We start from the raw sequence: 20,740 nt of genomic DNA on the forward strand, positions 1-20,740 counted from the left end.
CGCCCTACCGAATCAGAGTTTATCCAGCAGCTTCTTCACATCTTTGCCGTTGCGGGAATCTTTATTTCGCTCCGCCCAGTCGTTCAGACGACGCTTCGCTTCATCCTGCATATGCTTACGCAGTAACTGATCCACCTGCAGATTGTAATTCAGCGCCTGCCAGTTACCGTAAACTCGCAGCGGAACCGGAGTCGCCTTCAGGAAATCGATCAGCTTGCTTTCTCCCTTCCAGCCATCCAGCACCCGCACGTTAAACTGCGTGTCACAGGTTTGCCCGACCAGGTCGAGCGTCCCCTGCCCCGTCAGGGACAACATTGCGGACTCGCCTGCCATGTTATCCAGCGTCAGTTTACCGTGATCCAGCGTCAGGTCCGTGACAAAGCGGGCCAGACGCGTCGCGTTATCAACGCTTTGCATCGACTGTACATCGCCGCCGCTGCGTTCCACGGCCTGCTGAATCAACTGCTGGAAGTTCATGCCCTCCATCCGCGTGTCGCGCATGTCAACATGGGCTTTCCCCTGCCAGCTGTGACGGAATGACTGGGCATCGATATCCACACCGGAAAAATCTCCCGCCAGCGACATCTTGCCGGTCAGGGCAATCGGATAGTTGAATGCCTTGAGGATCGTACCGATTTCAACGTCGTCCAGACGCGGCTGGAATACCACTTGTGGCGTTTGCGCACGCGTATCCAGCGTCCCCGGCAGCGATATCATCCCGCCATCGAGTTTGCCTTGCAGTTCAGCGATCGTCAGCACATCGGACTGATTCGTCATACGGCTACTGACGTCGGTAAAATTCATCCCACGCCAGGTCACGTTATCCGCTTTCAGCGCGATATCGGCACTAAAGCCTTTCAGCCCCTGATAGGCGGGTTCATCCACACGACTTGAAATCACCGGACGCGCCAGCGGCGGCTGACTTCCCCCCTGCGCCACCGCGCCGTTGGCGCTGCTGGCATTTTCGGGCGGTGCTAACAGGTTATCCAGATTCAGGCGGGCAAATTGCAGGTTGACGAGCCATGCCGGTTGTTCCTTCAGCGTCACCTGCACGTTTCCGGTCAGGGCGCTATCGTTCGCCGTCACATTGAGTTGGCTGAAGGTGAGCGTTTTCTTCTCTTCCTGCCACTGCGCCTGCAGTTGTCCCTGCCCCTGGATGCCCTGTTTCGGCAAATCGGCGCCCTGCAACTGCCAGCTTAACTGTTGAATACCCGCGGTGAAGTTATGCGGATAGTCGGAAGCGTCAACGGTACCGTTGAAAGCAAGGGTAAGGTCGCGCTGGTCGCGATTCACCCGGCCTGAAAATTCGAAGGTGCCGCGATGCTGTGCATCCTGCTCCATCTGCAGACGAATATCGCGAACGGTTACCTGTTCATCATCTTCATGCTGAAAGACCAGTACGCTGTCCGCTACACGCAGGCTGGCGACATCAAACGACCAACCGCGATCTTCAGCAACATCTGGCAAGGTGTTGTCTTTCGGGGCCACCGGGGCGTTTTCACGGCGTACCGCTTCCGTTTGCGGCGTTAGCTGAATCACTGCGCCTTTGAGCATCACCTGTTTGACACTGAGCTGATGGCTCAGCAGCGGCCACAGTGCGACATCCAGACGCATATTATCCGCACGAACCAGGGGTTCAGCGGCCCCTTCTGCCGTTAACACCATACGCCCGGAGAGGATGCTGAGTTGCGGCCAGACGTGCCAGCGCAGTGGGCCGTCCAGTTGCAGTTGATAACCGCTTCGCGCAGCCACCTGTTGCACCATATAGGCGCGGAAATCATTCGGATTGACTAACAATACTAACGCGGAGAAGCCGGCCACCAACACGACCAGCAAAATCATCAGCGTCGTCAGAAATCGTCTCATGCTATCCTCAATGGAGTAGACTCAGTCTTTATCAATCCGGCTGGCGACAGCGCCCTGCTGATCGCGATACTTCGCATCTTCACGACGGTTGTAAGGTCTAAGCGCAGGTCCCGATAGCGGCTCGAAACTCAACGCGCCGATCAGCATCCCTGGGCGCAGAGCCAGCGGCAATTTACCGGAATTATAGAATTCCAGCACGATACAGCCAGACCAGCCCGGATCGATACGGTGCGCGGTCACATGAACCATCAGACCCAGGCGCGCCAGTGAAGAGCGACCGTCCAGCCACCCCACCAGGTCCGCTGGCAGGGTCACCGACTCATAGGTCACTGCCAGCGCCAGTTCGCCAGGATGCAGGTAAAATGCATCCCCTTCCGCCAGGACTATCTCATCGCTCATTACGCGATCCAGCGCAGCGCTCACTTCTGCCTTCGGTCCACTTAAATCGATAAAGGCAGCGGTATGTCCACTAAATGTACGAAATTTATTGCCCAGGCGCACATCCACAGTTGCGCCATTAATGCGCTCAACGGGCGGACGCGGGTTGATCGACAAACGGCCTTCATCAAGCCAGGCTTCAATATCTCGGTCACACAGACGCATGGCACTTTCTCCTTTCGTGCATCGGGCGCTTAACGCATTGTGCATTAAGGGCAAACCAGGTTATCACTGAACGGTACACAATTCGCCGGGCTTATTCAAAGAACTGACTGATTTTCGCTTTCAGAATATCAATGGCGATGCGATTTTTCCCACCGCGCGGCACGATAATATCGGCGTATTGTTTAGACGGTTCAATAAATTGCAGGAACATCGGACGCACGGTCTTCTGATACTGCGCCATGACGGAATCCATTGAACGACCACGTTCGTTAACATCACGCTTGATACGGCGCATCAGGCAGATATCCAGCGGGGTATCGACAAAAATAGAGAAGTTCATCTCTTCGCGTAAACGCGCGTCGGTCAGCAGCAAAATCCCTTCAAGAATGATGACTTTCTTTGGCTCAACACGAACCGTCTCTTTCATGCGGGTGTGTTCGACGTAGCTGTATACCGGTAGTTCGATCGCCGAACCCCGTTTGAGGGCCTGCAGGTGCTGAAACAGGAGGCTGTGATCCATCGCATTCGGATGGTCGTAGTTAGTTTTAACGCGTTCTTCCATCGACAGATGGCTTTGATCTTTGTAATAGCTGTCTTCGGGAATAACGCCGATATGTTCGTCACCGACTTGTTCACGCAACTCGCGATAAAGGGTACTGGCAATAAGACTCTTGCCGGAAGCCGATGCGCCAGCAATACCGATAATGACGCACTGATGGGACTGATCAGTCATAAATTTAGCGACCTGAATAACCTGGTTAGGAAGGACGACGCCGCATGGGCGTCAAACGCGGCAATTATAGGGATTTCGGGCGTGCGATACCAGTCGAGATAGCAGGGAGTGTATTTCGCGCCCAACGTTTCCCTGTCGCAAATTTATTTGTTCAGATTTAGAGCACCCCGCGGAATTAACCCGGTTTCGCAGTAATTAATCGCCATATAATGTCAAATAATGAGCAACCGGGATATAAATTGTAAATTGTTTGTACTAGCATAAACAGAGAATATCACGATGCGTCCGGGCGTTCCGCGACGTTCCGGCCACTCGGATACAGGGTAATGAGTAAACCATCCCAACATGTTTTAGTTACCTTGCCGCATCCTCTGCTGCGCTTCGTCAGTTTAGGGCTGACGGCTTTTATTTTTACCCTTTTCTCACTGGAATTATCCCAGTTTGGCACCCAACTCGCCCCGCTCTGGTTCCCGACGTCGATCATGATGGTGGCCTTTTACCGTCACGCCGGACGGATGTGGCCCGGAATTGCGCTCGCCTGTTCGTTAGGGAGCATCGGCGCATCGCTGGTCTTGTTCCCGCCCAGCGCGCTGAATTTTACCTACACCGCGATCAACATCATTGAAGCCGTCGTCGGCGCCATGCTGTTACGTAAGCTGTTACCCTGGTACAACCCGTTACAGAATCTCAATGACTGGCTACGTCTTGCCTTCGGCAGTGCGGTTATCCCGCCGCTGTTGGGCGGTATTCTGGTGTGGATTATGTCGCCGAATGAAACGCCGTTGAAAGCGTTTCTGATTTGGGTGCTGTCGGAATCCATCGGCGCGCTGGCGCTGGTACCGTTGGGATTATTGTTCAAACCACATTACCTGTTGCGCCACCGCAACCCGCGTCTGCTCCTGGAAACATTGCTGACGCTAGTCGTCACCCTGGTTCTGAGCTGGTTCGCCATGAAGTATGTTCCATGGCCCTTTACGTTAGTGATCGTATTGCTGATGTGGAGCGCCGTGCGGTTGCCACGGATGGAAGCCTTTCTCATCTTCCTCGCTACCGTCATGATGGTATCGCTGATGATGGCGGCCGACCCGTCACTGTTGGTCACCCCCAAAGTGCATGTCATGAACAACCTGCCGTGGCTGCCGTTCTTAATGATTCTCTTACCCGCGAACATCATGACCATGGTGATGTACGCCTTTCGCGCCGAACGTAAGCACATTACGGAAAGCGAAGAACGTTTTCGCAACGCGATGGAGTATTCAGCGATCGGTATGGCGCTGGTCGGTACAGAAGGGCAATGGCTGCAGGCCAACAAAGCGTTATGCCAGTTTCTCGGCTATAACCAGGATGAGTTACGCGCGCTGACCTTTCAGCAGCTCACCTGGCCGGAAGACCTGCATAAAGATCTGGAGCAACTCACCATGCTGGTGAGCGGCGACATTAATAGCTATTCGATGGAGAAACGCTATTACACCCGTACGGGCGAGATCGTCTGGGCGCTGCTGACCGTCTCGCTGGTCCGCCATTCTGACGGCACGCCGCTTTACTTTATTGCCCAAATTGAAGATATCAACGATCTCAAACATACCGAATGGGTTAACAAACGGCTGATGGAACGCATCACGCTGGCAAACGAAGCTGGCGGCATTGGGATCTGGGAATGGGAACTGCAACCCGACGTCATCAGTTGGGATAAGCGTATGTTCGAACTGTATGAGGTTCCCGCTCATGTTAAGCCCACCTGGTCGCTCTGGTACGACTGCGTTATCCCGGAAGACCGCGAGTATGCAGAAAAGGTGGTGCGTGACTCCTTAGCCGCGCGCCTGCCTTTTAAGATGGAATTCCGCATTGCGGTGAAAGACGGCGTCCGCCATATCCGCTCGCTGGCGAATCGGGTGTTAAATAAAGATGGCGAAGTCGAACGACTGCTCGGTATCAATATGGACATGACCGAAGTGAAGCAGTTGAATGAAGCGCTGTTTCAGGAAAAAGAGCGTTTGCACATTACCCTCGACTCCATCGGGGAAGCGGTGGTGTGTATTGACGTTGATCTGAAAGTTACTTTTATGAACCCGGTCGCCGAGAAGATGAGCGGCTGGCAGCAGGAGAATGCCATTGGCGTACCGCTGTTGACGGTACTGCGCATCACCTTTGGCGATAACGGCCCGCTGATGGAGAACATCTACAGTGCTGATATGTCCCGCTCCGCCATCGAACAGGATGTGGTTCTCCATTGTCGCAACGGCGGCAGTTACGACATTCACTACAGCATAACCCCGCTTAGCACCCTGGACGGTGGAAATATCGGTTCAGTGCTGGTGATTCAGGATGTCACCGAGTCACGTAAGATGTTGCGCCAGCTAAGCTACAGCGCCACCCACGACGCCCTCACCCACCTGACCAATCGGGCTAGTTTTGAAAACAAGCTGAAACTGCTGCTGCAAACCGTCCGCAGTGCGCATCAGCGCCACGCGCTGGTCTTTATCGATCTTGATCGTTTTAAAGCGGTAAATGACAGCGCCGGTCACGCGGCGGGCGATGCGCTGCTGCGCGAACTGGCGCAACTGATGCTCAGCATGTTGCGTTCCAGCGACGTGCTGGCGCGTCTGGGCGGTGATGAGTTCGGCCTGCTGTTGCCGGAGTGTAATATTGAAAGCGCGCGCTTTATCGCCACGCGGATCGTTAACGCCGTCAATGATTACCACTTTATGTGGGAAGGCCGCCTGCATCGCATTGGTGCCAGCGCCGGGATCACGCTCATCGACGAGAACAATTGCCAGGCGGTTGAGGTGATGTCGCAGGCAGATATCGCCTGCTATGCCTCTAAAAATGGCGGGCGCGGCCAGGTGACCGTGTATGAACCACAACAAGAGCAGGCGCATCACGAGCGCGCGATGATGTCGCTGGATGAGCAGTGGCGGATGATTAAAGATAACCACTTGCTGATGGTCGCCCGCGGCGTTGCGTCACCACGCATTCCCGAAGCACGTAATTTCTGGCTGATCTCGCTGCGACTGTGGACCAGTGAAGGAGAAGTCATGGAAGAGCAGGCCTTTCGGGCAAGCTTAGCCGATCCGGCGCTCAGCCATGCGCTGGATCGCCGCGTGCTCCATGAATTTTTCCATCATGCAGCGCCGGCGGTTGCCAGCAAAGGACTCAGCGTCGCCCTGCCGCTTTCGGTGGCGGGATTAATCAGCACAACGCTGATTGACGAACTTCTGGCTCAACTGGAGCAGAGCACTCTGCCGGGACGCCTGCTACATCTGATTGTGCCTGCGGAAGCGCTGTTACTGAACCCACAGGAGAGCACCAAAGCAATTCAGACATTGCGCCAGGCAGGGTGTCACATCATTGTGAGCCAGATTGGCCGCGATCTGCAGATCTTCAATCTGATGACCAAAAGTTTGGCGGATTACCTGCTGCTCGACAGTGAGTTGAGCGCCAGCATTCACGGCAACATGATGGATGAAATGCTGGTGTCGATCATCCAGGGCCACGCCCAGCGCCTGGGGATGAAAACCATTGCCGGGCCGGTGCAAACGCCGATCGTCATGGATACGCTGTCAGGTATTGGTATCGACCAGATTTATGGCGATATCATCGCCGAAGCGCAACCGCTGGATCTGCTACTCAACACCAGTTATTTCGCGATCAACTGACGGCTGCCATCCCTCGGTATACCAGATGTGCAATAACGCGTAGGAGCGCCAGGGTTTCCAGCGCTCCGCATAGCGACGGATCTGCGCGGGAGTCATCCCCGGGAAACGTTGTTTGATCAGATAGTCGTCAGGCAAAAACACGTCCTTCGCCTGCCAGCCGCGCAGGGCAAAATAGTTTGCCGTCCAGCGACCAATCCCCGGAAATCCCTGTAGCATTTTGATTCCCTGTTCAATATCTTCCGGCGGCTGGGTTACCAGTATTCCATCCCGGGCGGCCTGCGCCAGATAGATAAGCGCGTTGGCGCGCATCAGCGGCATGCCCAACGCTTTCAGTTCCAGCGGATCGGCTGCGGCTAGCTGTTCAGGCGTAGGGAAACAGACGTACTCCGGGCTGTCCGCTAACACGTCGCCATACCATCGTGCAACCTTCGACGTCAGCTTTGCCGCCATCGCCACGCTCACCAGTTGGCCCAGAATCGCCCGGACGCCCTGCTCAAAGGCGTCCACCGAACCGGGCAGGCGCAGTCCCGGACGCGCCGCGCCCAGTTCACCTAACGCATGGCTGATCTGCTGTGGTTTACAGCGCAAATCAAACAGTCGCTCCATTTTTTCAAGGCAGATATCCGCGACCGGCAATAGCCCTTCACTCAGCGTTACCTGAAGCGTGTTCGTCGCGGTGTCGGGAACGGCGGCGATGATTCCCTTATGTTGTCCTATCGCCAGGCTTCGCGTGTAGCGTAACGCCTCGACGGTTTCCACCCCGTCGACCGCACGGGCGGCAAGGAAACCCAGAATCCATGACCAGTCATAAGGCGGTTGCCAGTTCAGGGTAAACATCATCCTCTCCTTTTTCTGCAAACCTTCAGCATAATCGCTATTCAGGCGTTGTGCTTTGCTTTCATATTCCAGTTGTCGCGACGACGACATTTCGCTAAAGTCACGCCCCTTCTTCACTGGCATGGGGATTTTCAAGGTGTTTATTGGATTTGATTACGGTACCGCTAACTGTTCTGTCGCCGTCATGCGCGACGGCAAGCCGCAACTGCTGAAAATGGAAAATGGCAGTACGCTGCTGCCTTCCATGCTTTGCGCGCCGACGCGTGAATCGGTGAGCGAATGGCTCTACCGCCATCATGATGTTCCGACACCAGACGATGAAACGCAGGCGCTGTTGCGTCGGGCCATTCGCTTCAATCGCGACGAGGACATTGACGTTCACGCCAGCAGCGTACAGTTTGGCCTGTCATCGCTTGGACACTATATTGATGACCCGGAAGAGGTGTACTTCGTTAAGTCGCCGAAATCCTTCCTCGGCGCCAGCGGATTAAAACCGCAACAGGTCGCGCTGTTCGAAGATTTAGTCTGCGCAATGATGCTGCACATTCGTCAACAGGCACAAAACCAGCTCCCCGAAGCCATCACCCAGGCCGTGATCGGACGTCCCATTAACTTCCAGGGATTAGGCGGCGATGAGGCGAACAGCCAGGCGCAGGGTATTCTGGAACGAGCGGCAAAACGAGCTGGCTTTCAGGATGTCGTTTTCCAGTATGAGCCGGTGGCGGCGGGACTGGATTACGAAGCGACATTACAGGAAGAGAAACGCGTCCTGGTGGTGGATATCGGCGGGGGGACCACCGACTGTTCGTTACTGCTGATGGGGCCACAATGGCATCACCGCGCTGACCGCGAATCCAGCCTGCTGGGTCACAGCGGCTGTCGCGTTGGCGGGAACGATCTGGATATCGCGCTGGCGTTTAAACACCTGATGCCGCTGCTGGGGATGGGGGGCGAAACCGAGAAAGGGATCGCCCTACCGGTGCTGCCGTGGTGGAACGCGGTGGCGATCAACGACGTTCCGGCACAAAGCGATTTCTACAGCAGCGCCACGGGGCGTCTGCTGAACGACCTGGTACGCGATGCCCGCGAACCGGAACAGGTGGTGCTGCTGCTGAAAGTCTGGCGTCAGCGTCTCGGTTATCGGCTGGTCCGCAGCGCCGAAGAGAGCAAAATTACGCTGTCTGCACAAGCCGAAGTTAATGCAGCGCTCCCGTTTATCCGCGACGATCTGGCCGCCGTCATCAGCCAACAGGGGCTGGAGAACGCGCTGGATCAGCCGCTTTCCCGGATACTGGAACAGGTGCAACTGGCGCTGGATAACGCCCAGGAAAAGCCAGACGTCATCTATCTGACCGGTGGCAGCGCACGCTCGCCGCTGATCAAAAAAGCGCTGGCCGCCAAACTGCCGGGTATTCCCATTGCCGGTGGCGATGACTTCGGCTCCGTCACCGCCGGTCTGGCGCGTTGGGCTGAGGTGGTATTCCGCTAAACGCCTCGCAAGCTGAACGCAGATGGATTGACATTAAGGTTCATGTGGCTTAGTTTCAGGAGTGAGGGTAAGGGAGGGTTTCCCCTCCCCCTGGTGTCTTAGTAAGCCGGTAAGCTAATGACTAAGAGTATCACCAGTATGATGACTACCTTCATCATAACCCTTTCCTTATTTTGGCCCCTTCCTCGGGAGGGGCTTTCCCGTTTCAGCGTCCTGCTGAAATCCGTGGCTTACCTCCTTTTTGCCGTGCCGCCACTGTAGCGCACAATTTTTCATGCGCCTTTTTCAGCGATGATTGTTGCGTAACGCCTCGCAAAGCGCGCCGCCATTCGGATGAATCCGTACAGGGTTTCATAATTCCTCCATTTTTCTCCCTTGATGGCTGGCTAAACTAGTATCATTCCGCGAAACGTTTCAGGATGAGAAACTCATAACGATGAAAGGCAGTCACAAATCCCGCTGGGTAATCACCATCGTGGTGGTCATCGCCGCCATCGCCGCATACGGATTCTGGCAGAACCGGAGCGAACCGCAGAGCAGCGCGCCCGGCGCAACCGGACAAACGAAACCCACGGCTGGCGCAGGTCGTCGTGGTATGCGCTCAGGTCCACTCGCGCCGGTACAGGCCGCGACCGCCACAGAGCAGGCCGTTCCGCGTTATCTCACCGGTCTGGGCACGATGACCGCCGCTAACACCGTCACCGTACGTAGCCGCGTGGATGGACAACTGCTGGCGCTTCATTTCCAGGAGGGTCATCAGGTTAAAGCCGGTGACCTGCTGGCGGAGATCGATCCCAGCCAGTTTAAAGTGGCACTGGCACAGGCGCAGGGCGTCCTTGCGAAAGACAAAGCCACCCTCGCTAACGCGCGTCGCGATCTGGCTCGTTACCAGCAACTGGTCAAAAGCAACTTAGTCTCCCGCCAGGAGCTGGACGCCCAGCAGGCGCTGGTGAGCGAATCCGAAGGTACGATTAAGGCCGATGAGGCCAGCGTCGCCAGCGCGCAGCTACAACTTGACTGGAGCCGCATCACCGCACCGGTTGATGGTCGGGTTGGTCTGAAACAGGTAGATGTCGGCAATCAGATTTCCAGTGGTGATACCAACGGTATTGTGGTGATCACCCAGACGCATCCCATCGACCTGATTTTCACCCTACCGGAAAGCGATATCGCCACCGTCGTGCAGGCGCAAAAAAGCGGACAACCGCTGGTTGTTGAAGCCTGGGATCGCACCAATTCGAAAAAGCTCAGCGCGGGCGTATTGCTGAGTCTGGACAACCAGATCGACGTCACGACCGGGACGATCAAAGTAAAAGCTCGCTTTGATAACCAGGATGACGCGCTGTTCCCGAATCAGTTTGTGAATGCCCGCATGCTGGTCGACACGGAACAAAACGCCGTGGTGATCCCGACAGCCGCTCTACAAATGGGCAACGAAGGACACTTCGTCTGGGTGCTGAACGATGAAAACAAAGTCAGTAAGCATCTGGTCAAAACGGGCATTCAGGACAGTCAGAAGGTGGTGATCAGCGCCGGGATTTCGGCCGGTGACCGCGTCGTCACCGACGGGATTGACCGCCTGACGGAAGGGGCGAAAGTGGAAGTGGTGGAAGCGCAAGCCGCCGCCACCACCGATACAAAAGCCACCAGCCGTGAATACGGTCAGAAAGGAGCGCGCTCCTGATGCAGGTGTTACCTCCGAGCAGCACAGGCGGCCCGTCGCGTCTGTTTATTATGCGTCCTGTCGCCACCACGCTGCTGATGGTGGCGATTCTCCTCGCCGGGATCATCGGCTATCGTTTTCTGCCCGTCTCCGCGCTGCCGGAGGTGGACTATCCCACCATTCAGGTGGTGACGTTGTATCCTGGCGCCAGCCCGGATGTGATGACCTCTGCGGTCACCGCGCCGCTGGAACGGCAGTTCGGCCAGATGTCCGGGCTGAAACAGATGTCGTCGCAAAGCTCCGGCGGCGCGTCGGTGGTGACGCTCCAGTTCCAGTTGACCCTGCCGCTGGATGTGGCCGAACAGGAAGTTCAGGCGGCCATTAACGCCGCCACCAACCTGCTGCCGAGCGACCTGCCGAACCCGCCGGTCTACAGCAAGGTCAACCCTGCCGATCCGCCGATCATGACGCTGGCGGTGACCTCTACCGCCATGCCGATGACCCAGGTCGAAGACATGGTCGAAACCCGCGTGGCGCAGAAAATCTCCCAGGTCTCCGGCGTCGGGTTAGTGACGCTCTCCGGCGGTCAACGTCCGGCGGTCCGCGTGAAGCTCAATGCTCAGGCCATTGCCGCGCTGGGCCTGACCAGTGAAACCGTCCGCACAGCGATTACCGGCGCAAACGTCAACTCCGCCAAAGGTAGCCTTGATGGCCCCACCCGCGCGGTGACGCTCTCGGCGAACGATCAGATGCAGTCTGCTGACGAATACCGTCAGCTCATTATTGCTTACCAGAACGGCGCGCCGGTTCGTCTGGGCGATGTCGCGACTGTAGAACAAGGGGCGGAAAACAGCTGGCTCGGCGCATGGGCAAATAAAGAACAGGCTATTGTGATGAACGTCCAGCGCCAGCCTGGCGCGAACATCATCTCAACGGCGGACAGCATTCATCAGATGTTGCCACAGCTTAAAGAGAGCCTGCCAAAATCGGTAAACGTGACGGTACTGTCTGACCGCACGACTAACATCCGCGCCTCGGTCAGCGACACGCAGTTTGAGCTCATGCTGGCTATTGCGCTGGTTGTGATGATTATCTATCTGTTCCTGCGCAATATTCCCGCCACCATTATTCCGGGCGTCGCCGTCCCGCTGTCGCTGATCGGCACGTTTGCGGTAATGGTGTTTCTCGATTTCTCCATCAACAACCTGACGCTTATGGCGCTGACCATTGCCACCGGCTTTGTGGTGGATGATGCGATTGTGGTGATCGAAAACATTTCGCGCTATATCGAAAAAGGGGAAAAGCCGCTGACAGCCGCGCTGAAAGGAGCCGGAGAAATCGGTTTTACCATCATCTCCTTGACCTTCTCGCTGATTGCGGTCCTGATCCCGCTGCTGTTCATGGGCGATATCGTCGGACGTCTGTTCCGCGAATTTGCTGTGACGCTGGCAGTGGCGATTTTAATCTCTGCCGTGGTGTCGTTAACCCTGACGCCGATGATGTGCGCCAGAATGCTGAGCCAGGAGTCACTGCGTAAGCAAAACCGCTTCTCCCGCGCGTCGGAGAAAATGTTTGACCGGGTGATTGCCGGTTACGGACACTGGCTGGCGAAGGTGCTGAACCATCCGTGGCTGACGTTGAGCGTGGCGCTCGGCACCCTGCTGTTAAGCATCATGCTGTGGGTGTTTATTCCGAAGGGCTTCTTCCCGATCCAGGATAACGGCATCATTCAGGGCACGTTGCAGGCACCGCAGTCCAGTTCCTTTACCAGTATGGCCCAGCGCCAGCGGCAGGTATCGGACGTGATACTGAAAGATCCGGCGGTTGAGAGCCTGACCTCCTTCGTTGGCGTCGATGGCACCAACCCGTCACTGAACAGCGCGCGTCTGCAAATCAACCTGAAGCCGCTCGACGAACGTGATGACCGCGTCCAGAAAGTGATCGCCCGTTTGCAGGACGCCGTGGCGAGAGTGCCGGGCGTCGACTTGTATCTGCAACCGACGCAGGATCTGACGATCGATACACAGGTCAGCCGCACGCAGTATCAGTTCACGCTGCAGGCCACCTCGCTGGATGCCCTCAGCACCTGGGTGCCGCAACTGATGGAAAAACTACAGGCGTTGCCGCAGCTTTCTGACGTCAGCAGCGACTGGCAGGATCAGGGGCTGGTGGCGTATGTGAATGTCGATCGCGACAGCGCCAGTCGGCTAGGGATCAGCATGGCGGATGTCGATAACGCACTGTATAACGCTTTCGGTCAGCGCCTGATTTCCACGATCTACACTCAGGCGAATCAGTATCGCGTGGTGCTGGAACACAATACGGAAACGACGCCTGGACTGGCAGCGCTGGATTCAATCCGTCTGACCAGTAGCGACGGCGGCATGGTGCCGCTCAGCGCCATTGCCAAAATTGAGCAGCGCTTCGCGCCGCTCTCGATTAACCATCTGGATCAGTTCCCGGTCACCACTATCTCGTTTAACATTGCGGACGGTTATTCGCTGGGCGATGCGGTCCAGTCGATTCTGGACAGCGAAAAAACGCTGAATCTGCCAGTGGATATCACCACTCAGTTCCAGGGTAGCACCCTCGCCTTCCAGGCGGCGCTGAGCAGTACCATCTGGCTGATTGTCGCGGCGGTGGTGGCGATGTATATCGTGCTCGGCGTGCTGTACGAAAGCTTTATTCACCCGATCACCATTCTCTCTACGCTGCCCACGGCTGGAGTCGGCGCGCTGCTGGCGCTGATGATTGCCGGTAGTGAACTCGGCGTGATCGCCATTATCGGCATTATTTTGCTGATCGGCATTGTGAAGAAGAATGCCATCATGATGATCGACTTTGCCCTTGCCGCGGAGCGCGAACAGGGGATGGCGCCGCGCGAGGCGATTTTCCAGGCCTGTCTGCTGCGTTTTCGTCCGATCCTGATGACCACACTGGCGGCGCTGCTGGGCGCACTACCGCTGATGCTGAGCACCGGCGTGGGGGCAGAACTGCGCCGTCCGCTGGGGATCGGTATGGTGGGCGGCTTACTGGTCAGCCAGGTGCTGACGCTGTTCACCACCCCGGTTATCTATCTGCTGTTTGACCGCCTGTCACTGTATATGAAAAACCGCTTCTCGCACCGGGAAGAGGAGGCGTAAATGAAGTTTTTCGCTCTCTTCATTTACCGCCCGGTGGCGACGATTTTAATTTCTCTCGCCATCACGCTCTGCGGTGTGCTGGGATTTCGACTGTTGCCTGTCGCCCCGCTGCCGCAGGTTGATTTTCCGGTGATTATGGTCAGCGCCTCGCTGCCCGGAGCCTCGCCGGAGACCATGGCGTCATCCGTCGCAACGCCGCTGGAGCGATCACTGGGGCGCATTGCCGGCGTCAGTGAGATGACTTCAAGCAGTTCCCTCGGCAGCACGCGCATCATTTTACAATTTAACTTCGATCGCGATATCAACGGCGCGGCGCGAGATGTGCAGGCCGCGATAAATGCGGCGCAAAGTCTGCTGCCAAGTGGCATGCCGAGCCGCCCAACTTACCGCAAAGCCAATCCGTCCGACGCGCCGATCATGATTCTGACGCTAACCTCGGAGACATACTCACAAGGTGAGCTCTACGACTTCGCCTCAACCCAACTGGCGCAGACCATCGCGCAAATCGACGGTGTCGGCGACGTCGACGTAGGCGGCAGCTCGCTGCCCGCCGTGCGCGTCGGGTTGAATCCGCAGGCGCTGTTTAATCAGGGCGTCTCGCTGGATGAGGTACGCACCGCTATCAGCAACGCCAACGTGCGCAAACCGCAAGGGGCGCTGGAAGATTCCACGCACCGCTGGCAGATCCAGACCAATGACGAACTCAAAACGGCGGCGGAATATCAGCCACTGGTGATTCACTACAACAATGGCGGCGCCGTACGGTTGGGTGATGTCGCCACGGTGACGGACTCGGTACAGGATGTCCGCAACGCCGGGATGACCAACGCCAAGCCGGCGATTTTGCTGATGATCCGCAAACTGCCGGAAGCCAACATTATCCAGACGGTCGACAGCATTCGGGCCAGACTCCCGGAGTTGCAGTCCACCATCCCGGCATCGATTGATATGCAAATCGCGCAGGATCGCTCGCCGACCATCCGCGCCTCGCTGGAGGAAGTTGAGCAGACGCTGGTCATTTCCGTGGCGCTGGTCATTCTGGCGGTCTTTCTGTTCCTGCGATCCGGACGCGCCACGCTGATCCCCGCCGTGGCGGTTCCGGTTTCGTTAATTGGCACCTTTGCCGCGATGTATCTGTGCGGATTCAGTCTCAATAACCTGTCGCTGATGGCGCTGACCATCGCCACCGGCTTTGTGGTCGATGACGCCATCGTGGTGCTGGAAAATATCTCGCGCCACCTGGAAGCCGGAATGAAACCTTTGCAGGCTGCGCTTCAGGGCACGCGTGAAGTGGGCTTTACCGTGCTGTCCATGAGCCTGTCACTGGTCGCCGTGTTCCTGCCGCTGCTGCTGATGGGCGGGCTGCCGGGACGATTACTGCGTGAATTTGCCGTCACGCTGTCGGTGGCGATTGGTATCTCGCTGCTGGTGTCGCTCACGCTCACCCCGATGATGTGCGGCTGGATGCTAAAATCCAGCCAGCCACGGGAGCAGAAGCGGCTGCGCGGATTTGGCCGCATGCTGGTCGCGCTGCAACAGGGCTACGGTAAGTCGCTGAAATGGGTGCTCAACCATACGCAACTGGTCGGCGTGGTGCTGCTCGGCACTATTGCGCTGAATATCTGGCTCTACATTTCGATTCCGAAAACCTTCTTCCCGGAACAGGACACCGGCGTACTGATGGGCGGGATTCAGGCTGACCAGAGCATCTCGTTTCAGGCGATGCGCGGTAAGCTTCAGGACTTTATGAAGATTATTCGCGATGATCCGGCAGTGGATAATGTCACCGGATTTACCGGCGGCTCGCGAGTCAACAGCGGGATGATGTTTATCACCCTTAAGTCCCGCGATGAACGCCGGGAGACCGCGCAGCAGGTGATCGACCGTCTGCGGGTGAAACTGGCAAAAGAGCCCGGTGCCAATCTGTTCCTGATGGCAGTGCAGGATATTCGTGTCGGCGGACGCCAGTCCAATGCCAGCTATCAGTACACCTTGCTGTCAGACGATCTGGCGGCGCTGCGCGAATGGGAACCGAAGATTCGTAAAGCCTTAGCCGCCCTGCCCCAACTGGCGGACGTCAACTCTGATCAACAGGATAACGGCGCGGAGATGAATCTTACCTACGATCGTGAAACCATGGCGCGCCTGGGTATTGACGTGCAGGCGGCAAACAGCCTGTTAAACAACGCTTTTGGTCAGCGGCAGATCTCCACCATCTATCAGCCGATGAACCAATATAAAGTGGTGATGGAAGTCGACCCGCGTTACACCCAGGACATCAGCGCGCTGGAGAAAATGTACGTCATTAACAGTGACGGTAAGGCGATTCCGCTCTCCTGGTTTGCCAAATGGCAACCGGCGAACGCGCCATTGTCGGTGAATCATCAGGGGCTGTCGGCAGCGTCCACCGTCTCTTTCAACCTGCCTACGGGCTCCTCGTTGTCAGAAGCCAGTGACGCCATTAATCGGGCGATGACCCAACTGGGCGTGCCGTCTACCGTGCGCGGCAGTTTTGCCGGGACCGCGCAGGTCTTCCAGGAAACCATGAATTCCCAGGTGATCCTGATTATTGCCGCGATCGCCACGGTCTATATTGTGCTTGGCATACTGTATGAAAGTTATGTCCACCCGCTAACCATCCTCTCCACGCTTCCCTCCGCGGGGGTGGGCGCGCTCTTAGCGCTGGAGATTTTCGATGCCCCGTTCAGCCTCATCGCCCTGATAGGGATCATGCTCTTAATTGGCATCGTGAAGAAAAACGCCATCATGATGGTCGATTTTGCGCTGGAGGCGCAAAGGCATGGCAACCTCACGCCAGAACAGGCGATTTTCCAGGCTTGTCTGCTGCGTTTTCGCCCGATTATGATGACCACGTTGGCCGCGCTGTTTGGCGCGCTGCCGCTGGTGCTTTCCGGCGGTGACGGTTCTGAACTGCGTCAGCCGCTGGGGATTACCATTGTCGGCGGTCTGGTGATGAGCCAGTTGTTAACACTCTATACCACTCCGGTGGTGTACCTCTTCTTCGACCGTCTGCGGCTGCGTTTTTCGCGTAAACACCGTAAACCGATAACAGAGACATGACAGAACTTCCCAACAGCACCCGCTGGCAACTGTGGATTGTGGCATTCGGCTTCTTTATGCAGTCGCTGGATACCACCATCGTCAATACCGCGCTTCCCTCGATGGCAAAAAGCCTCGGGGAAAGCCCGCTGCATATGCACATGGTCGTGGTTTCGTATGTGCTGACCGTGGCGGTCATGCTGCCTGCCAGCGGGTGGCTGGCAGACAAAATCGGTGTGCGGAATATTTTCTTTACCGCCATTGTGCTGTTTACCCTAGGCTCGCTGTTTTGTGCCGGTTCCGGCACGCTCAATGAACTGGTCATGGCGCGGGTGTTACAGGGCGTTGGCGGTGCCATGATGGTACCGGTCGGCCGGCTGACGGTGATGAAGATTGTCCCGCGCGAACAGTACATGGCGGCGATGACGTTTGTCACGCTGCCAGGTCAGATAGGCCCGTTGCTGGGCCCGGCGCTGGGCGGGATCCTCGTGGAATATGCCTCCTGGCACTGGATTTTCCTGATTAATCTGCCGGTCGGTATTGTCGGCGCGATCGCCACGCTGCTGCTGATGCCCAACTACACCATGCAAACCCGACGCTTTGATCTCTCGGGTTTTCTGCTACTGGCGACGGGGATGGCGGTTCTGACCATCGCGCTGGACGGCAGCAAAGGGATGGGGATGTCGTCGTTCGCGCTCGGTGCACTGGTAGTGTGCGGCGTGGCGGCCATTTTGCTCTACCTGAAACACGCCAAAGCTAACCCGCGAGCGCTGTTCAGTCTCCACCTGTTCCGCACGCCAACCTTCTCGCTGGGGCTGTTCGGCAGCTTTGCCGGACGCATCGGCAGCGGCATGTTGCCTTTCATGACGCCGGTCTTTTTGCAGATTGGTCTCGGCTTTTCCCCGTTTCACGCCGGGCTGATGATGATCCCGATGGTGCTGGGTAGCATGGGCATGAAACGCATTGTTGTACAGGTGGTTAACCGCTTTGGTTACCGTCGGGTGCTGGTCGCCACGACGCTTGGGTTGTCGGTGGTAACCCTGCTGTTTATGTCCACTGCGCTGCTGGGCTGGTATTACGTGCTGCCGCTGGTGCTGTTTGTTCAGGGCATGGTCAATTCGACGCGTTTCTCCTCCATGAACACCCTGACCCTGAAAGATCTGCCGGATGAGTTGGCCAGCAGCGGGAACAGCCTGCTGTCGATGATTATGCAACTCTCAATGAGTATCGGCGTCACCGTTGCCGGTCTGCTGCTAGGGATGTTCGGGCAGCAACAGATTACGGTGGATAGCGGAACGTCGCATACCGTCTTTATGTACACCTGGCTGTGCATGGCTTTTATCATCGCGTTGCCCGCCGTGATCTTTGCCCGCGTCCCAAACGATACCCATAAAAATGTCGTCATTGCGCGACGCAAAAGGAGAACCTGATGAAGCTCTGGCGACCCGGCATTACCGGCAAACTGTTTCTGGCGATTTTCACCACCTGCATCGTGTTGTTGATCAGTATGCATTGGGCGGTACGCATCAGCTTCGAGCGAGGGTTCATTGACTACATCAAAAACGGCAACGAGCAGCGTCTGACCATGCTCAGCGACGCGTTAGGTGAACAGTACCAACAGCACGGCAGCTGGCGCTTTTTGCGCAATAATGACCGCTTTGTGTTTCAGATCCTCCGCTCCTTTGAACATGACAAAGACGATGATAAACAAGGCCCAGGTATGCCGCCGCACGGCTGGCGCACGCAGTTCTGGGTGGTGGACCAGGATGCGCATGTCATGGTTGGCCCGCGCGGTCCGGTTCCCGCAGACGGCACGCGGCGGCCCATTCTGGTTAACGGTCAGGAGGTCGGCGCCGTCATTGCCTCCCCTGTTGAACGTCTGACGCGTAACACCGACATTAATTTCGATAAACAGCAGCGGCGCACCAGTTGGCTGATTGTGGCGCTCTCAACCCTGCTGGCAGCGCTGGCGACCTTTCCACTCGCGCGCGGACTGCTGGCCCCGGTCAAACGGCTGGTCGAAGGCACGCACAAACTGGCTGCGGGGGATTTCACCACCCGTGTTACCGCCACCAGCGCCGATGAGCTGGGCAAACTGGCGCAGGACTTTAATCAGCTCGCCAGTACCCTGGAAAAGAATCAGCAGATGCGTCGCGATTTTATGGCCGATATCTCGCATGAGCTGCGCACACCGCTGGCAGTCCTGCGCGGTGAACTGGAAGCGATTCAGGACGGCGTGCGAAAATTCACGCCGGAATCGGTGGCCTCGTTACAGGCGGAAGTGGGGACACTGACCAAACTGGTCGACGATCTGCACCAGCTTTCGATGTCTGACGAAGGCGCGCTGGCCTACCAAAAAACTACCGTCGACGTGATCCCACTGCTGGAAGTGGCGGGCGGCGCATTCCGCGAACGTTTTGCCAGCCGGGATCTGACGCTACAGTTTTCCCTGCCCGATAGCGTTACCGTGTTCGGCGATCGCGATCGCCTGATGCAGTTATTCAACAACCTGTTAGAAAACAGCCTTCGTTACACCGATAGCGGCGGCAGCTTACGTATCAGCGCAGAGCTGCGCGACAAACGCGTGCTGATCACCTTCGCCGACTCCGCGCCGGGCGTCAGTGACGATCAGCTTAAGAAACTGTTCGAGCGATTCTACCGCGCCGAAGGTTCACGTAACCGCGCCAGCGGAGGGTCCGGACTGGGACTGGCGATCTGCGTCAACATCGTTGAGGCCCATAATGGCCGCATCCACGCTGCCCATTCGCCTTTTGGCGGGGTAAGCATTACAGTAGAATTACCGCTGGAACGCGATTTACAGAGAGACATATGACTGAGTTACCCATTGATGAAAACACGCCACGCATTCTGATTGTGGAAGATGAACCCAAGCTGGGACAGTTACTTATCGACTATCTGCGCGCCGCGAGCTATGCCCCGACGCTGATTAGCCATGGCGATCAGGTACTGTCTTATGTGCGCCAGACGCCGCCGGATTTAATCCTGCTGGATCTGATGCTACCGGGTACCGATGGCCTGACCCTGTGTCGCGAAATCCGTCGTTTCTCCGAGGTGCCAATCGTGATGGTCACCGCCAAAATTGAGGAGATCGACCGCCTGCTGGGACTGGAAATTGGTGCGGATGATTACATCTGCAAACCCTACAGTCCGCGCGAAGTGGTCGCCCGCGTGAAGACCATTCTGCGCCGCTGTAAGCCGCAGCGTGAATTACAGCAACTGGACGCCGAAAGCCCGCTGATCGTCGATGAAAGCCGTTTTCAGGCCTCCTGGCGTAATAAAATGCTCGACCTGACGCCTGCGGAGTTCCGCCTGCTGAAAACGCTGTCTCACGAACCGGGGAAAGTGTTTTCCCGTGAGCAGTTGCTGAATCATCTCTATGATGATTATCGCGTGGTGACCGACCGCACCATCGACAGTCATATCAAAAACCTGCGTCGCAAGCTGGAAGCGCTTGACGAAGAGCAGTCGTTTATCCGTGCAGTGTATGGCGTCGGCTATCGCTGGGAAGCGGATGCCTGCCGGATTGTCTGACACGGTAGCGCAAATAGTGGCCCGATAACGCCGCGTTATCGGGCCCGGCGTTTTCCTTTACCTCATTTGCCCGCAGCGCTACAATGCCCGCCCTTAACGTGAGGACTCTCCTCTAGCCGCTTCATCAGGTGAAGCGGA

Annotated in this window: 13 protein-coding genes; 8 read left to right on the top strand and 5 right to left on the bottom strand. The window is 56.9% G+C overall.

Annotated elements, in window-relative coordinates; genetic code table 11:
- Positions 1-12: 12 nt before the first annotated feature.
- From asmA to udk, 3 genes are all read right to left on the bottom strand, one after another.
- Entirely contained in the window at positions 13-1,866 is a 1,854-nt protein-coding gene (gene asmA / locus KI228_RS14200; RefSeq protein ID WP_044266092.1) for an outer membrane assembly protein AsmA, read from the bottom strand.
- A 21-nt stretch (positions 1,867-1,887) separates the two neighbouring features.
- Positions 1,888-2,469 carry a dCTP deaminase gene (gene dcd / locus KI228_RS14205; protein WP_043000174.1) on the bottom strand — a complete coding sequence of 194 codons (582 nt, stop codon included), beginning with the start codon at positions 2,467-2,469 and terminating at the stop codon, positions 1,888-1,890.
- Positions 2,470-2,560: 91 nt separating this feature from the next.
- A complete protein-coding gene (gene udk, locus KI228_RS14210) occupies positions 2,561-3,202 on the bottom strand; it encodes a uridine kinase (RefSeq protein ID WP_042318055.1) in 642 nt (213 codons plus the stop codon).
- A 326-nt stretch (positions 3,203-3,528) separates the two neighbouring features.
- On the opposite strand from udk, the gene KI228_RS14215 reads away from it, so the two are divergent.
- Positions 3,529-6,858: a diguanylate cyclase gene (locus KI228_RS14215; RefSeq protein ID WP_054176021.1), complete on the top strand. Its 3,330-nt coding sequence runs from the start codon at positions 3,529-3,531 to the stop codon at positions 6,856-6,858.
- Here KI228_RS14215 and alkA read toward each other — a convergent pair.
- Positions 6,826-7,695, bottom strand: coding sequence for a DNA-3-methyladenine glycosylase 2 (gene alkA / locus KI228_RS14220; RefSeq protein WP_043001888.1), 870 nt, complete (start codon positions 7,693-7,695; stop codon positions 6,826-6,828). The two genes, KI228_RS14215 and alkA, sit on opposite strands and share 33 nt — an antisense overlap.
- A gap of 136 nt (positions 7,696-7,831) precedes the next feature.
- Between alkA and yegD the strand changes: the two genes are divergently transcribed.
- Complete coding sequence (yegD, locus tag KI228_RS14225) at positions 7,832-9,184, top strand: molecular chaperone (protein ID WP_141227591.1); 1,353 nt, start codon at positions 7,832-7,834, stop codon at positions 9,182-9,184.
- Positions 9,185-9,282: 98 nt separating this feature from the next.
- On the opposite strand, the gene KI228_RS14230 is transcribed toward yegD, so the two are convergent.
- Complete coding sequence (locus KI228_RS14230) at positions 9,283-9,342, bottom strand: type I toxin-antitoxin system Ibs family toxin (RefSeq protein WP_105887528.1); 60 nt, start codon at positions 9,340-9,342, stop codon at positions 9,283-9,285.
- Positions 9,343-9,620: 278 nt separating this feature from the next.
- On the opposite strand from KI228_RS14230, the gene KI228_RS14235 reads away from it, so the two are divergent.
- The 6 genes from KI228_RS14235 to baeR are packed head-to-tail and all read left to right on the top strand — an operon-like array spanning position 9,621 to position 20,602.
- The gene (locus KI228_RS14235) at positions 9,621-10,868 is read left to right on the top strand and encodes an MdtA/MuxA family multidrug efflux RND transporter periplasmic adaptor subunit (protein WP_061069874.1); all 1,248 of its coding nucleotides are present in this window, start codon (positions 9,621-9,623) and stop codon (positions 10,866-10,868) included.
- Positions 10,868-13,990: a multidrug efflux RND transporter permease subunit MdtB gene (mdtB, locus tag KI228_RS14240; RefSeq protein ID WP_141227592.1), complete on the top strand. Its 3,123-nt coding sequence runs from the start codon at positions 10,868-10,870 to the stop codon at positions 13,988-13,990. The genes KI228_RS14235 and mdtB overlap by 1 nt, the downstream gene beginning before the upstream one ends.
- Positions 13,991-17,071: a multidrug efflux RND transporter permease subunit MdtC gene (mdtC, locus tag KI228_RS14245; protein ID WP_212807485.1), complete on the top strand. Its 3,081-nt coding sequence runs from the start codon at positions 13,991-13,993 to the stop codon at positions 17,069-17,071.
- Entirely contained in the window at positions 17,068-18,480 is a 1,413-nt protein-coding gene (gene mdtD, locus KI228_RS14250) for an MFS transporter (protein ID WP_043000169.1), read from the top strand. The genes mdtC and mdtD overlap by 4 nt, the downstream gene beginning before the upstream one ends.
- Positions 18,480-19,883 (top strand): envelope stress sensor histidine kinase BaeS, encoded by a 1,404-nt coding sequence (baeS, locus tag KI228_RS14255; RefSeq protein WP_104010303.1) that lies wholly within the window; start codon positions 18,480-18,482, stop codon positions 19,881-19,883. The genes mdtD and baeS overlap by 1 nt, the downstream gene beginning before the upstream one ends.
- Positions 19,880-20,602: an envelope stress response regulator BaeR gene (baeR, locus tag KI228_RS14260; RefSeq protein ID WP_043000167.1), complete on the top strand. Its 723-nt coding sequence runs from the start codon at positions 19,880-19,882 to the stop codon at positions 20,600-20,602. The genes baeS and baeR overlap by 4 nt, the downstream gene beginning before the upstream one ends.
- Positions 20,603-20,740 lie beyond the last annotated feature (138 nt).

Origin of the sequence: Citrobacter amalonaticus (assembly GCF_018323885.1) — a bacterium.
GTDB classification, from domain to species: Bacteria; Pseudomonadota; Gammaproteobacteria; order Enterobacterales; family Enterobacteriaceae; genus Citrobacter_A; species Citrobacter_A amalonaticus.

Bases quoted from the DNA above. Each gene is read 5' to 3' on its own strand.
- udk (WP_042318055.1), bottom strand. From the start codon at position 3,202: ATGACTGATCAGTCCCATCAGTGCGTCATTATCGGTATTGCTGGCGCA.
- alkA (WP_043001888.1), bottom strand. From the start codon at position 7,695: ATGTTTACCCTGAACTGGCAACCGCCTTATGACTGGTCATGGATTCTG.
- mdtD (WP_043000169.1), top strand. From the start codon at position 17,068: ATGACAGAACTTCCCAACAGCACCCGCTGGCAACTGTGGATTGTGGCA.
- KI228_RS14215 (WP_054176021.1), top strand. From the start codon at position 3,529: ATGAGTAAACCATCCCAACATGTTTTAGTTACCTTGCCGCATCCTCTG.
- mdtB (WP_141227592.1), top strand. From the start codon at position 10,868: ATGCAGGTGTTACCTCCGAGCAGCACAGGCGGCCCGTCGCGTCTGTTT.
- mdtC (WP_212807485.1), top strand. From the start codon at position 13,991: ATGAAGTTTTTCGCTCTCTTCATTTACCGCCCGGTGGCGACGATTTTA.
- baeS (WP_104010303.1), top strand. From the start codon at position 18,480: ATGAAGCTCTGGCGACCCGGCATTACCGGCAAACTGTTTCTGGCGATT.
- asmA (WP_044266092.1), bottom strand. From the start codon at position 1,866: ATGAGACGATTTCTGACGACGCTGATGATTTTGCTGGTCGTGTTGGTG.
- baeR (WP_043000167.1), top strand. From the start codon at position 19,880: ATGACTGAGTTACCCATTGATGAAAACACGCCACGCATTCTGATTGTG.
- KI228_RS14235 (WP_061069874.1), top strand. From the start codon at position 9,621: ATGAAAGGCAGTCACAAATCCCGCTGGGTAATCACCATCGTGGTGGTC.
- dcd (WP_043000174.1), bottom strand. From the start codon at position 2,469: ATGCGTCTGTGTGACCGAGATATTGAAGCCTGGCTTGATGAAGGCCGT.